This is a genomic window from Pseudooceanicola profundus (assembly GCF_054919315.1).
This window is the reverse complement of the sequence record NZ_CM142898.1, coordinates 2,185,697-2,199,697: the sequence shown is the minus strand read 5'-3', so window position 1 is coordinate 2,199,697 and position 14,001 is coordinate 2,185,697. Positions and strand designations below refer to the sequence as shown.

Sequence of the window (14,001 nt, the reverse complement as noted above, 5' to 3'; positions counted from 1 at the left end):
GAGGCCCCGTGGCGCAAGCCCGTCCGGGCGGATCAGACGGCGAAGAGCGACTTGTAGGTCTCGAGCCGCGCGTTCAGGGCCTCCCACTCGGCCGGGGTATAGGCCTGCTTGCCCACGAAATCGTTGACCATCAGCTTGTCGGCGGCGGGGGCCGGGGTGCCTTCCTTGATCACGTATTCCTGTGCGAGGTTCCACATCCCCACGTATTTGTCGGCGCTCATGAAGCCGATGCCGTTCTCCTGCACCTCGGGCACGAGGTTCATGGTCTGGGTGATGCCCAGCGACAGCGCCAGCTGTTCCTTGGCGACCGCGTTCAGCGCCATTTCCGGGACCTGGCCCAGGAAAGTCTCGATCGCCTCTTCCGTGTTCAGGGCGGCGAACTTGATGGCTTCCATCATGCCGTCGACGATGGCGGCGACCATCTCGGGGTCCTTGTCCAGCATCGCCGGGGTCACGACCATGGTCTGCCCCATCAGCTGGTCCAGCCCGGCATCGTTATAGAGCATGAACTTCACCTTCTCGCCCTGCGGCAGAAGCTTTGACAGGATCGACGAGCCGACGCCGGTGATCGCATCCACGGTGCCTTGCAGCAGCGCGGTTTCCCGCACCTGGCTGTCCAGCTGCACCTGTTCGACCTCGGACAGGTCAAGGCCGGCCGCCTTGGCGTAGGCGGGCAGGAAGGGATATTCCGACGAGCGCGGCGAGGAGCCCAGCGAATGCCCGGCCAGTTCGGCAGGCGAGGCGATGGGGGAGGAGGCCAGCAGGCCGACGCCCATGGTGGTCTTGTAGTCCATCTGACCAACGGCGATCAGGTCGACGCCGCGGGCGCGCTGCACGGGCAGGGTCGAGCCGTTGAGGAAACCGATGTCGAACTCCCCGGTCGAGATCTGCTCGCCGCTGACGCGCGGGGTGATCTCGACGTCATAGCCGCGCGCCTCCCAGTAGCCTTTCCCAAGTGCGACGTAGGCCGGCAGGTTCGAGCCCTCGGGCAGCCAGGAATTCGCGAACTTCACCTTCTTGAGGCCCTGCGCCAGCAGGGGCGCGGCGAGGGTCACGCCGCCGGTGGGCTTCAACCTCTTCGTGATCCAGAACATCACGCAGGAACCGCTTGGGCGGATCGCCCGCATGGTGCTGCCCTACCTGCTGATCATGGTGGGTTTCGTCATGGTCCTGGCGGTCTTCCCGGGCATCGTCTACGTACTGCCCAACCTGCTGCTCTGACGATCGCGACACTGGCGCGGGAGCCGTCCGCGCCGGTGTTCCCCCCAGGCCACTCCCCAAATCATGCCAGCCGTGCACGCCTGACGGTGCGCCAATCCTCCTTGTCCGGTTGGTCTTGCCCCACTGAAGTGGTCCATTCCTAGGGATAGTTTATCCCGGATCATGGAGGACTACGACGATGGCAGGCAAACGAGATAAGCCCGAAGACATCATAACGAAGCTGCGGCAGGTCGAGGTACTACAGGGTCAGGGCGCGAAGATCGCGGACGCGGTGCGGCAGATCGGCGTGACGCAGCAGACCTACTACCGCTGGCGGCGTGAACATGGCGGGATGATCCGCGATCAACTGAAGCGTTTGAAGGAGCTCGAGTAGGAGAATGCCCGGCTTCGGCGCGCAGTGTCAGACCTGACGCTGGACAAGCTCATTCTGTCGAAGGCAGCACGGGATGAAGGGCATAAGGCAAACCATCCGGTGGATGGTTTATGGCCCTGAACGTGTCAGCCCTATTGAGCTCTTCGCGTCGCCGCCGCTGTATCGACCATGTTCGTCAGGAGCTCGGCGTTTGCGAACGCCGCGCCTGCCGGGCTCCGGAGCAGTATCGTTCCACGCAGCGCAAGGTCCCCGCTGGCTATCACGATGAAGAACGCCAGACAGCGGACATCATCGAACTGGCACGGCTCTACGGCCGATACGGCTACCGGCAGGTGACCGGGATGCTGGTTCAGGCTGGTTGGTGTGTGAACCATAAGCGTGTGGAACGGATCTGGCGGGGTGAAGGGCTCAAGGTCCCGCCAAAACGGAAGAAACGCGGTCGGCTCTGGCTGGCCCCCTCTCGGGACATTGCTGCGCAATGCCCTGCCGGGCAGTGGATGGATCTTGCGTACGGCTGAGGCCGGAACGCCCGAACCACGTCTGGTCCTTTGGCTTTGTCCAAGACAGGACCGGACAGCGGATGGGCGCGCCTACCGCATGGTCACCATCATCGACGAACATACCCGAGAGGTTCTCAAGATCCGAGTAAAGCGCAAGCTCAACGCCGCCGACGTCGTTGATGCATTGACCGATCTGTTCATCCTGCGCGGCCCGCCGGCGTAGATCAGGTCGGACAACGGGCCTGAGTTCATCGCCATCAAGGTCCGAGAGTGGATCGAAGCTGTCGGAGCCAGAACGGCGTACATCGAGCCTGGATCGCCTCGGGAGAACGGCTACGTCGAAAGCTTCAACGCAAGGCTCCGCGGCGAGTTGCTCAACGGCGAGATTTTCTATTCGCTGAGAGAGGCGCAGATCCTGATCGGAAGATGGCGCCGCCACTACAACACCGTGCGACCACACAGCGCTCTGGGCTATCGGCCACCAGCGCCCGAGACCACCATCCCGATGGAACACAGGCCAATCATGCACTAACCTTCTAACCGCGCCCCCCAAGAGGGGCAGACCAGCCCACCGGGGCCTGACGAGCGAGGCGAGTGGCGCGCTCCTCAGACCTGTTTCAGCACCCTGCCAAATGGGCTTCGGAGGTTCGAGGAGCGTAGGCCGCTCATGCCTGATGCTTCAGTTGTCTTGCGGCCCCGCTGCAAGTGCGCTTCCCGCCCTCAGTGCCGAGCACCTCGATCCCGGCAAGGCAGGCTTGCCGGAATATCCGCTTCCGCGGTGGATCTCGGGCGGGATCGCACGTGCGTCGAACGTCCGAAGACCGCCGAGACGCAGGCTCGGGCCGAGACTACGGGTAGACCAAATCGAAGGTCTCACCACCGAGGACGAGGTTGATTTCACGCTGTGCCTCGCCATCGACGAGCGCCCACAGGATCTGCCCCGTGGGTCGGTAAATGACGAAGGCCTCTGCCACGCCGTCCGCACCGGCGTTGGGCGTCTCGGTGAAGTTCACCTGGAATTGGTCCGCGCTGGCCCCGGTCTGGCCGAAGATCAACACGTCGCCTTCGGCGCCGTTGTAATCTTGGATCCAGTCTGATCCGTGGCCCTCCGTGCCGAGGTGATAGAAGCGGTCTGCGCCGATGCCGCCGTTAACGCGGTCGAATCCGAAGCCGCCGTTGATGAAATCGTCGCCCGCGCCGCCGAAGATCAGGTCCGACCATGCCTGCCCGGTCAGTACGTCATTGCCATCGCCGCCGAAGATTGTGTCGACGCCGAAGCCCCCGGTGATCGTATCGGTACCGGCATCCCCGCGAAGTTCGTCGTTGCCATAACCGCCGTCGATACTGTCGTCGCCCTCGCCGCCGTAGATCACGTCCCGCACGTCCAAGGTGGAACTGCCGCCGATCAGCACGTCGTTCCCGGCGTTGCCGATCAGTGTGTCGCTTCCATCTTCGCCATGCAGCGTGTCGTTCCCGCTTTCGCCACGCATGACATCGTTGCCGGTCGAGCCTGTCAGGGTGAGGTGACGGATCAGCGCCGTGTCGGGCAACGAGGAGAACCGAACAAGCTCGTCATTGAACTGAAGCAGTTCGACGGCGCGCAATACGTCTGTCCCGTAAGACGAGGTTACTGTTGCCTCGTCGCCGTAGCGAATGATGAAGGCATCGGCACGGTCGAGGTCATACAGGGCCGTGTCCACACCCACGCCACCGTCGAGCGTATCGTCGCCGTAGTTGCCTATCAGGCTGTCCGCCCCCTCGCCGCCGTAGAGCACATCGTCTCCGGGGCCGCCGTCGATGCTGTCATGCCCGTTGCCGCCATAGAGCACGTCGTGATCCGTTGGACCAGCGTCGTAGATCTCGTTTCGGACGTTGACTGTGGTGCTCGCCCCATCGGCAGCGATGACGCGGACCTCGACCGTGTCAGTCTCGCTGGTCAACCCGTCCACGTCCAAATCGAAGCGCAGTCCGAAGGGGGAGGGTGTGAGGATCGAGGCATCGTAGGTGTTGACGACCTGCCCGTTGAGCAGCACCTGAACGGCTGAAATCGCGCTGCGGTCGATTGTGCTTTCGGTCAGCCGCGCAGAGAGCAGGCTGGGATCGGCCACGACGGTTGCACTACCATTGAGGATACCGTCGTCGATGTAATCCATGTTGTCTTCGGAGGCATCCGTGCCCACCGCATAGGTGCGGACATCCACCCCGAGGGCTTGCAACTGCTGTACGCGATAAGGCACCCCGGAGGTGCTGGCCTCGCCATCGGAGAGGAAATAGAGAATTCGCTGCTCCGCCGGGGAAGCCTGAAAATGCGAGATCGCGAGATCGAGCGGCGGCAGGAAATCAGTCCCACCGTTGGAGCGCAGGTTCTGCGAGGCGCGCACGATATCGGCAAGGCCATCCTGGTTCGCATCAGCCCCGGCGGTGCCCCGTGCATAGACGCTTGCTCCGGAGGAAAACGGGATCAACGTGACCACGGAGTCGCCCATGCGGGCCTCGTTGGTGATCGACTCCATCAAGCTGTCGAAGGCCACGATCTCCGCGTCCAGTACGGTACCGCCCGTGCCATCCCGGTTGGCATCGGGCACGTTGTAGGTCCCGACGAAGCCGCTTGAGGTGCTGCCCGAGATATCCATCACGACAACCACATCCGCGCTTTCGGTCGTGAAGACCTCCGGCGAGACGAAGCCTGAGACAGTCACGCTGCTGGCCGAGGTTTCCTGCACGCTTGTCATGGAGACGGTCAGGGGGCTGTAGTCGGCCAACACCGCCTCACCGTAGTTGTACTGTTCGCCGGGCCCCTCGATCTGCGCATCCGCAAGATAGCCGAGGATCGTGTCGTTACCGTCGCCGCCGAGAATGGTGTCATGGCCGTTGCCGCCCGCCAGCAGGTCGCCTTGTTCATAGCCAGAGAAGCGTTCGTTCAACTCACCGCCGAGGTGGGTGATCGGGTTGACGCTGGGCCGCGAGGTCATCTCAACCCGCGCGCCGAAGCCCACGGGCTCCGAGGTCACGGTCTCGGTCGTGCCGAAGCCGTCGACATAGGTCGCACGGACCGTAAGGAAGGCATCGAAGTCGTTGGTGGTGACGGTATAGGTTGAACCGGTCTCGTTGGTGACGGCGATCCCATCCCGGAACCACTGATAGGTCAAGGAGCCCAGTCCGTCCTCGTCCGCGAGGTCAGCGGGAATGGCGCGCAGGACGTTGCCCTGCAGCGCAAGACCGGTGATCGCTATGGTGCCGGTGGGCTGGTCGTTGACGTCGGTGACCTCTGCAGTGGAGGCGCTCGTAACGCTCTCCTCGGTGCCATAGGCATCGGTGTAGGAGACCTGCACCGAGATCTGGCGGCCCACCTGTGCCTGGCCGGGCGCAAAGGTCGCCTCCGTCGCCCCGTCGATAACGGCGCCATCGCTGAGCCACTGGTAGGAGAAGGTGCCCAGCCCGTCGGCGTCCGTAAGACCCGAGGTGTCCACAGTGAGGACCTCGTGCTGGACCGGCGACCCGGTGATCACGACTTGACCGCGCGGGGTGTCGTTCACGTTGATGACCGGATTGCTCGGGGAAGATGTCAGTGTCTCGACTGTGCCCTGCCCATCGGTGTAGGTCGCCCGGATGGTGAGTTGCGTGCCTACGTCAATCTGACGCGGCAGGTAGGTGAGCCGGGTCGCGCCCTCGATCTCTTCGCCGTCCCGCAACCACTGGTACGCCATCTCGCCCAGCCCGTCCTCATCATCCACGCTGTTGAGCCGTGCGGTAGCGAGACTGCGCTCGGTAATGGAACGTTGGAGGCCCAAGACCCCGGTGGGGGCATCGTTCACGTTCCGGACCGCATCGGTGGCGGCACTGGTCATTGTCTCCAGCGCGCCCTCGCTGTCGATGTAGGTCACGACGACCGATAGCTGGGTGCCCACGTCCTGCTGGTTCAATGTGAAACCGTCCTCGGTCGCGCCGTTGATCACGACGCCATCCCGCAGCCACTGGTAGCTGAGACTGCCAAGGCCCTCCGCGTCGGAGAGGAACGAGGTATCGGCGCGGAGGCGTTCATCTTCGGCCGCGTCACCCGTGATCACAACTTCCCCGGCGGGGAAATGGTTGTCGGCGTAGATCCGGCCGCTCAGGCCGTTACGGTAGTCAATCTCCCAGGCAACCGCGAAGCCGCCGTCCTCCAGCGCAGTCACGGCACCCTCGGTGCCGCTGTCGATGGGCGTCCGCTCGCCGTTGGTGTCAAGGTTGATCTCGAAGATGCCGCCGGCCGAGGCGCCGGAGGCGTCGAAGCGATGCCCCAAGAGGGCATCGTTGGGATAGGCGTTGCTCGACCAGACAACAACGAAGCCCCCATCGGAGAGAGCCGTAGCGCTCGGATACCTGGTATCGGTGACGCTGGCCGACTCGCTGCTGCTGATCTCGAAGGCCTCTCCGGAGGGCGTGCCGGCGCTGTCTAAAATCTGTCCGATCACGGCGCGTTCGTCGAAGGAGGACCATGTGATGAGGAGGCGATCGCCGGAAAGCGCCGTAACATCTGAGAAACTTTGGCTCCCGTCGGTGTGGCTGTTCACCACGAATTCCTCGCCGACGGCCACACTGCTTGCGTCATACCGTTGGCCGTGAATGTCGGTGTCGGACGTGTTGCCGTTCCGGGTGGACCAGGTGACGACGAAACCGCCATCGGACAGGGCCGCGACGCTGGGAGACCACTGGTGGTGCTCGCTCAGCGTGTTGACCTGGAACTCCCCGCCAGCGGCGACGCCCGCGCTATCATAGCGCTGGCCGAAGATCCCCCAGCCGGAGCCGTCCTGGCCGACCGTCAGGTCACTAAGGTTCTCCGGGCCGGATTGCCAGATCACGATGTGACCGCCATCCGACAGTTGTGCCACGCGCGGCTCGATCTGGCGGCCGGCAACCTCGGTGTTGACCTGGACTTCGGACCCGATGGCCTGTCCGGCGCTGTCATAATGCCGGGCGAGGATATTGTATCCGGTGCCGTCCACTGCATTGCCCTGCCAGACGACGAAGAAGCCGCCGTCGCCATCCGCGGCGACCTCCGGGTTGTACTGGTAGCGGTTCTGCAATTCGTCGATCTGGAAACGCGGCCCTTCCGCCGCGCCGGCCGCGCTGTAGAACTGCCCGAAGACACCGCTCGAGGAGGCAGTGACGATGACGAACCGCCCATCCGACAGCGTCGCCATCGCGGGATCGGTTTGCTGGCCATACAAGGTCCCGACCGAGACCTGTCGCTCCACGCTGCCCGGGTCGCCTTCGGCGTGGTTACTAACTGTGGCGCTGGCCGCACTGGTGAGGCTTTCGAGCGCCCCCACCCCGTCTTCGTAGGAAACCTGCACCGAGAAGGTGGACCCGATATCGCTATCCCCCAGCGTGATCCGATCGGTCGTCGCACCTTCGGTCACCACACCGTCGCGGAACCACTGGTAGAGGAATTCGCCCAGCCCGTCTTCGTCACCGAGAGCGGAGGTGTCGGCGACCAGCACCTCGCCGGGCCGGGCGGAGCCGGTGATCGCCACCGCCCCCGTGACAGGTGCATTCGCCGTATCGGAAATCGACAGCCGGTAGGAGCCCACGTAGGAGCTCGAGGCTGCCCTCGCCGAGATGTAGTAGGTAGCGGTCTCCGTCGCGGTGAAGAGCAGTTCACTGTTACGTCCGTCGCCGCCGTTGTCATCGCTGGAATTCGCTATCTGGCTCCCGGCGGCGGTGTAGACGCCCTGGATCATCGGATCGTAGAGAGTCCCTGCCCCGGTCGACTGTCCTTCCAGTTCGATGGTGTATTGGTGGCCGGCAACCAGCTGAACCGCGAACCAGTCGCGATCACCAGAGACATCGATGACGCCGGTTACGCTCCGCCCGATCAGTAAGGTTCCAGAGGTTTCTACCGTAGTGCCAAAATCGTCAGCCATCGAATGCCCTTGTCTTAAAATCCTTGTTCGGAATCCGTTAGAAAAACGGTCCAACTTTCAACTTGCTGCGCGACGTATCACGACGACGCGTGCCGATCGTTCGCATTTTTCTCTATGTCTGCAAGTGTGCTTACGAGAGCCGTCCAAGAATGGAAGACACATGATCCCAAATGCCACGTTGGCCTCGACGCCGATGAAATCGCACGCACGGTCGCTAGCGGCCTCTGTGCCGGGATGGAGCAGCCTCGCAGCTCGGCGCTGAATGCCAGCCCGGCCGCTGGAACGCACCCATGCACAAGCTGTCGGGGCAACGACACCCACAGCGAACGCGGGGCAAGCCTGGCGCACACAATCAAGACCTTCAGTCGGCGCCAGGGCTCTCGTGCTCGCGCCTGCCGGGTCGTCGACACTCCCGCCTCAAGAACATCAAACGTCAGAGGACCGGCCCCGAACGCACCGGGGGATAAATTGGGGGACAACAACTCCACGAGTCTAAATTATTCAAATAAGAAACACATGATAGCAATAAGTGGCGGAGGAGGTGTCCGACGAACATCTAACCTAATATATTGTTATTATTGTATTTTGTAAGACCTGTCAACACATCGACCCACAAATAGCCCCACTTTGATCGGGACGTGGATTAAGAACGGATTGAAAGCACTTCACGCCGGACGGACGGACAGGACCCAAGCCCCTCAGGGGGTCTTGGGTCCTGTCCGTCCGTCCGGGGAAATTTTTTTCCGATTTCGTTTTTGTCCGGACCTCATCGGAACAATGTCCTTCTCAGAGGGAGCAGCAATCAAGCCGCTCCATACACCCCAGAAGGAAATTGCCATGGGATATAGAACCGAAACCTCACTGCACCAACCACTGTGCACCAAAGCCGCCGACTTCCGGCCGGAACTGAATCGGCCCTACATCGTGAAGAACCTGCTTTGGCCTGGCGAAGTCGGAATGCTCGCCGGCGCACCCGGCCTCGGGAAAACGACAATCGTGGCGGCCCTTGCAGCCCATGTGTCTCAGGGTCGGAACTTCGGCGGCCTCGCAGTCAAGAACTCTGTCGTCCTCTACTTCGCCGCCGAAGACCCTCACGGCGTCTTGTGCCGGGCGTTTCCCTATGCAAGCGATCCCTCTTTCGCGACCGCACCCTTTTACGTCGTGCATGACGCCCCTGACCTGACCGATCCCTCATGCGTCGCGAGGATCACCGCGCTCTGTGAGGCCAAGAAAGCCGAGCATCAGGCCGATCGGGCATTAGTGGTGTTCGATACGCTGAACCGCTGCATTGGCGATGCGGACGAAAACTCCTCGTCCTCAATGGGCGCAGTCGTGGGAAACGCGGGCAGGATCGCACAGTCGGCAAATGCCGCAGTCTTGTTCGTGCATCATGTCGGCAGTAGCGGTTCCGACCGCCCTCGCGGATCGTCAGCCTTCGAGGGCAACCTCGATCTTCTTTGCATGCTGAACAAAGCCCCCGAGAACGGGCCGACGAAGGTGGTTTTCCTCACCGCCAAGAAGCAAAAGAACGCCCAAGAGGTCGGAGCTATTCCATTCGAGGTCACCAGCCACCGGGTCGGCTTCGACGAAGATGGAGAGGCGGTATCTGTGCCTGTCGCCCGCCCGATGGAGGCACGCGCCCTCGCTAAAATCGCAAGTCCGGCGAATGACAACAAGAAGCCACGCGGCCAGGCCGATGCGCGCCAAGAGGACGTTCTCCGGCTCATGAAGCAGTTCGCCGCTCAGGACCCAGCGGGGATCGTGCACGCGACCGCCGTAGGCGCAAGCTGCGGCGCCGCATTTAGCAAGGTGCGCGACAACCCCGACAGCCTACGCAAGGCTGTCAAGCGCGCGCTGGAAAGCCTGGTCACCGATGGGCACATCGAAAGCATTGGTGAAGGCTACAGGGTTTCACCGAAGGCCGTCAGCGCGCCTGGGACCTTGATCGAGTAAGCGTATGTCGGGGCGTGAACGTATCGTCGTCTGAACCGGAGGGGCGCGCCCCTGCCCCTCCGCTCACCGTCGCTTCCGCAATGGCGACTTCTTCTTCGAGCCAGTCCATCATCCGCGATGCGATACCAAGCTGAACGCTCCTTGGCGTCCGCGAAAGATCGTGCTGAGAAAGCCGGTAACGCGAGCAATGCCGAAGTGCATTCATGAGAACACCCTCAAGCGACCGCTCCATTTTTTCGTTCATGATCATCTTCCCTATGTCCAGTTTGTAAGGCGCACAACGGACAAAATAGGGATTTTGTCCTCGGCAGCGAAATGGGCAGATGGCACTATTTTCATTCAGACATAGCGTTCGGACCTTCTCCCCGAAGGCCGGCGCGAACCGACGCGCTATTGCAGGCCAGACTTCGGCGCACCTGAGATACATCACTCGGAAAACCGCCGCTCGCAGCGTAGTCGCTGCACGGCTTTCCTCGCCATCACATGCATTAACAGCCGTCCGCGCGGAGACAGAAGCAGCGCGGCGAAAAGGCCGTGTTTGCGAGCGCTTCATCGTGGCACTGCCCGTGGAAGCGTCCCCATCCCAACGCATCCAACTTATGCAGGCTTTCGCCGAGCAGATCACCAAGGGTCAAGCCGGATATGTCGCCGCAATACACGACCAGAGTGGCAACGACCGCGCCAACCCTCATTTCCACCTCGTATGCTTCGATTTACACCAGAAGACCGGCGGACGCGGCAGGCCAAGGAGCGTGATCGGAATGGCGCGCAAGAACGCCGTGGAAGCTGCCGCAGAAGAATGGGCGCATCTTCACAACGAGATGATGCGAACCTGGGGCTACCCAGACGCGTCGATGATCGATCACCGATCATACGCGTCGCGCGGCATCGCCACGATCCCGACAATTCACGAGGGAGCTGGAGCTCGACGGATCACGGCTGAAGGTAAGATTCCCAGACGAAAGCAGGAGTGGACGAGCATCGACAGCGGCCACACACGAGCCGATGCAAACCATCTTATCCACACCATCAACCAAGACATGGAGAAACTGAATGCACGATACAATCGATTGGGAGAAGGAGGTTCGCGACACCCGTTCAGCTGCGACCGCAGCAGCACGGGGCACGGAGCGGGTCATCGCAGGGGTGGCGGAAACGCTTTCCCTCCTGCGCGATCAACAGACGTCAGCAAAGGACATCAAGTCGGAGCTGTCGAGGATCATCGCCAACCTTGGCGAACTGGAAACCACAATCCAGGGAACCAGGCACCTTCTCGCCAAGCATCAGGTCCCAGCCAATGCCAGCGCAGGCCGCTTGCGCCCACTCCTGTGGGCAATGTGCAGCGCATTCGTAGGCGCCCTGTTCGCCGTATTCTTCGTGAGCTGATCATGCTTCGGGACACAATCCGCGCCCGGCTCACGTCTCTTGAACGCTCACAGGCAAGCGCGACAGCCCAACCGCATCACTCCAGATCGGAGCAACGCAGCACACAAGAACCGACACCCCGTGCAAGACAGAGGCTCAAGATGTCCACTGAAGCGCAAGATAGATGAACAAGGACGATTCGTATGTATCATTCCTCGGCGTCTCGAGACACGACCTCTTCCCCCTCAGGCACCTCATCTTCGGCAGGCCAATAGCCACCACGCTTCAACCGTGCCACAACTTTAGGCTGCCTCCACAGCATAGTCGACAGCACCATCTGCGGGTTTTTCCCGTAGATATGTATCCCGCGCTCGCTTAGCGCATCGAACAGCTCGTCTCGCATCACGGGAACTCCGCGCTCGCGGATAATTGAGACTGTAGCGGCGGCGACATCCTCTTTTTTGGGGTTCTTCGGCCTCGGCAAAACCAGACTCGAACCACCTGAAGCCGCAGGCGTCCGGTTCTCATCCGGAAGCCCAGGCATAAGCGGCGTGGCTTGCTCTACACCCTCGGAATCGCCCGATTCGAACGCTTGATACTCAGCGATGAATCGCTCAGCTCTTGCGAGGTTTGCCCGCGCTTGTTTCATCTCTTCCTCAAGCTTCTGGATACGAGCAGCCATAGCCGACTTCACATCCCGTGCATTTTTCAGAGCGTTATCAGTCATATAGGCGCGACCCCAAGACGTTACAGAATTCCAGATACGATCAACATACACGTCATAATGACGCAAGTCCACTCAGAACATACACGCTTGCAAAGCAGCGGAATTCAGGATACAGTATAACTAAGAGCTGCCGGATGTAGAAACGGCCTCGCGCGGGTCTTGCACACCCAAACGAGGCCGTATCCGGTTCAGAGCGCATCCGGTGATTGTGGCTGCGTCGCTCTGAGGCAGGGGAAATGTGTCCTCCCACTTGTGGGCACAATACTCTTTTTTCCCTGCCGGTTCAAGGCCTCGCCCTGGACTGAGAGGAGTCGTGCTGATGGCCGTTCGTTGCTGCCATTACGTTCGTCCCCATACTCGCCTGCGCTTCGGCAAGGTGGAGATGGTGACGGGCTACTGGCGCTGTTGCAGCTAAGCCTGCGAAACTGGTGATCCAATACCATGCGTGATGCGGAGGCGGATCACCTCCATAGATCACTCAGTGATCGCCGCCGGGATGCCATGCATTCCGGCGGTCTTTTTCTGCCATAGAATATGGTCGGAGGCAGGCTCAGAAATCCTCCCCGCCCATCCATCGCTTCATGATCTCACCATTGAGCGTGTTCAAATCGTTGAATGGGATGTGGTCGCCCAGAACCCACAATCCCCACGCCTCCATAAGCATGTGCCTTTCGTCCATCCGCTCAGCGCGGTTGTAAGCGCGAACCGTCTTACTCCCAACCACATGAGCCAATGCGGTCTCCGCGACGTCGTCCCGCGCATCAACAATCTCAGTAGACCAAGTGCGGAACGCGGCCCGCATCCCATGAACGGTGGCATCCTCATAGTGGCTTTGGAGTAGCTTCCTCATCGTGTTCTCAGAGAGAGGCTTCAGTGGGTTGCTTGGGGATGGGAAGACCAGCGTGCTTGCCGGGGTTCTCTTCGCGGCCAGGGCTGTAAGGATGTCGCGCGCAGGCATCGAGAGAGGCACCACGAACTCCTCTCGTCCCTTCATGTTCTCCGCTGGGATCGTCCATTGCTCAAACCCGTCATCGAACTGGTCCCATGCCGCGAGGCGCACGGCGCCCGACCGAAGGGCAGTCAGGATCGTAAAGCGCAGGGCATATGCTCCAATGGCTTCCGACTCGCACAAGGCACCCCATAGAGAGGGAAGCTCTGCGTAATCGATGGCCGTGAAGTTCTGCGGTCGATCCCTCTGGTCACGCATCAGCCGGGCAAGGCCCTGCGCCGGATTCCCGCTCGCTCGGTAGCCCGCACCGCAAGCATGGTCGAAAACTGCGGATATCCGCTGAAGCACCCTCCTGGCGGTCTCTGGCTTCTTAGTCCAGATCGGGTCCAGGATGTGTTCGATCTCGTCTTGATGAATATCGTCGACAGAGATGTGCCCAATGGTCGGAAACGCGTAAGTCTCCAATGTCCTTATCCACTGTGCGATGTGTTTGCCGTTGTTGTGGCGGTCTTTGAACTTTCGCTCATGAACCCGGCGCGCCATCTCGGCGAAGGTGATGTCCTTCCCCTTGATCGCCCTGGCATACGACCGTGGGTTCCCACCACCAGCTACCACCCGACGCAACTCCAGAGCCTTTGCACGAGCGTCCGCGAGCGTGACGACGCGCGCGGATCCGAGGCCGTAGTCGCGGCGGCGCCCTCTCACCGTCAAGCGCAGCAACCAACGTCGTGCACCTGTAGCATCGACATGGAGATAAAGCCCGCCGCCGTCAGTATGCCTTCCTGGCGGCGCCGAGCGGACGAAAGCCGCGGTAAGCCTCGACTCCATGTGCGGACCGCGCTGCTTTCCACGTGCGCCAACACCGACGACATTCCCATCCATTTTTTCACCCCACATTTTACCCCACAAATCCTGTGAGCTGGTTTGGGGTCAGATGTTGTGCACAACATGGACAAATCGTGGAAATACTGCGTCCACGAGGCCGCCGTCATCCAAAGAACATGGGA

8 protein-coding genes and 2 pseudogenes are annotated in these 14,001 nt (G+C 61.4%); 5 read left to right on the top strand and 5 right to left on the bottom strand.

What is annotated here, in order from left to right:
- Positions 1-32 precede the first annotated feature (32 nt).
- On the bottom strand, positions 33-1,094 hold the full coding sequence (locus ACX9MO_RS10080; RefSeq protein ID WP_462211746.1) for an ABC transporter substrate-binding protein: 1,062 nt from the start codon (positions 1,092-1,094) through the stop codon (positions 33-35).
- Here ACX9MO_RS10080 and ACX9MO_RS10075 point away from each other — a divergent pair.
- Both ACX9MO_RS10075 and ACX9MO_RS10070 read left to right on the top strand, forming a co-directional pair.
- Positions 1,081-1,221, top strand: coding sequence for a hypothetical protein (locus ACX9MO_RS10075; RefSeq protein ID WP_462211745.1), 141 nt, complete (start codon positions 1,081-1,083; stop codon positions 1,219-1,221). The genes ACX9MO_RS10080 and ACX9MO_RS10075 overlap by 14 nt on opposite strands.
- 178 nt (positions 1,222-1,399) lie before the next feature.
- Positions 1,400-2,626 (top strand): annotated as a pseudogene (locus ACX9MO_RS10070) (IS3 family transposase).
- 316 nt (positions 2,627-2,942) lie between these two features.
- Here ACX9MO_RS10070 and ACX9MO_RS10065 read toward each other — a convergent pair.
- On the bottom strand, positions 2,943-8,000 hold the full coding sequence (locus tag ACX9MO_RS10065; RefSeq protein WP_462211744.1) for a VWA domain-containing protein: 5,058 nt from the start codon (positions 7,998-8,000) through the stop codon (positions 2,943-2,945).
- 837 nt (positions 8,001-8,837) lie between these two features.
- Here ACX9MO_RS10065 and ACX9MO_RS10060 point away from each other — a divergent pair.
- Positions 8,838-9,953, top strand: a complete 1,116-nt coding sequence (locus tag ACX9MO_RS10060) for an AAA family ATPase (RefSeq protein WP_462211743.1) — start codon at positions 8,838-8,840, stop codon at positions 9,951-9,953.
- Here ACX9MO_RS10060 and ACX9MO_RS10055 read toward each other — a convergent pair.
- On the bottom strand, positions 9,925-10,203 hold the full coding sequence (locus tag ACX9MO_RS10055) for a hypothetical protein (protein WP_462211742.1): 279 nt from the start codon (positions 10,201-10,203) through the stop codon (positions 9,925-9,927). The genes ACX9MO_RS10060 and ACX9MO_RS10055 overlap by 29 nt on opposite strands.
- A gap of 73 nt (positions 10,204-10,276) precedes the next feature.
- Between ACX9MO_RS10055 and ACX9MO_RS10050 the strand changes: the two are divergent.
- Both ACX9MO_RS10050 and ACX9MO_RS10045 read left to right on the top strand, forming a co-directional pair.
- Positions 10,277-10,831 (top strand): annotated as a pseudogene (locus ACX9MO_RS10050) (MobA/MobL family protein); the annotation flags it as partial.
- Positions 10,832-11,006: 175 nt separating this feature from the next.
- Positions 11,007-11,339 (top strand): hypothetical protein, encoded by a 333-nt coding sequence (locus ACX9MO_RS10045; protein ID WP_462214499.1) that lies wholly within the window; start codon positions 11,007-11,009, stop codon positions 11,337-11,339.
- A 187-nt stretch (positions 11,340-11,526) separates the two neighbouring features.
- Here ACX9MO_RS10045 and ACX9MO_RS10040 read toward each other — a convergent pair whose 3' ends face one another.
- The gene (locus ACX9MO_RS10040; RefSeq protein ID WP_462211741.1) at positions 11,527-12,117 is read right to left on the bottom strand and encodes a hypothetical protein; all 591 of its coding nucleotides are present in this window, start codon (positions 12,115-12,117) and stop codon (positions 11,527-11,529) included.
- Positions 12,118-12,595: 478 nt separating this feature from the next.
- Positions 12,596-13,876, bottom strand: coding sequence for a tyrosine-type recombinase/integrase (locus ACX9MO_RS10035; protein WP_462211740.1), 1,281 nt, complete (start codon positions 13,874-13,876; stop codon positions 12,596-12,598).
- Between the last annotated feature and the right edge of the window lie 125 nt (positions 13,877-14,001).

What these genes read in the sequence shown, in the direction of transcription:
- ACX9MO_RS10055 (WP_462211742.1), bottom strand. Translation starts at nt 10,203, where the DNA reads ATGATCATGAACGAAAAAATGGAGCGGTCGCTTGAGGGTGTTCTCATG.
- ACX9MO_RS10045 (WP_462214499.1), top strand. Translation starts at nt 11,007, where the DNA reads ATGCACGATACAATCGATTGGGAGAAGGAGGTTCGCGACACCCGTTCA.
- ACX9MO_RS10065 (WP_462211744.1), bottom strand. Translation starts at nt 8,000, where the DNA reads ATGGCTGACGATTTTGGCACTACGGTAGAAACCTCTGGAACCTTACTG.
- ACX9MO_RS10035 (WP_462211740.1), bottom strand. Translation starts at nt 13,876, where the DNA reads ATGGATGGGAATGTCGTCGGTGTTGGCGCACGTGGAAAGCAGCGCGGT.
- ACX9MO_RS10080 (WP_462211746.1), bottom strand. Translation starts at nt 1,094, where the DNA reads ATGTTCTGGATCACGAAGAGGTTGAAGCCCACCGGCGGCGTGACCCTC.
- ACX9MO_RS10060 (WP_462211743.1), top strand. Translation starts at nt 8,838, where the DNA reads ATGGGATATAGAACCGAAACCTCACTGCACCAACCACTGTGCACCAAA.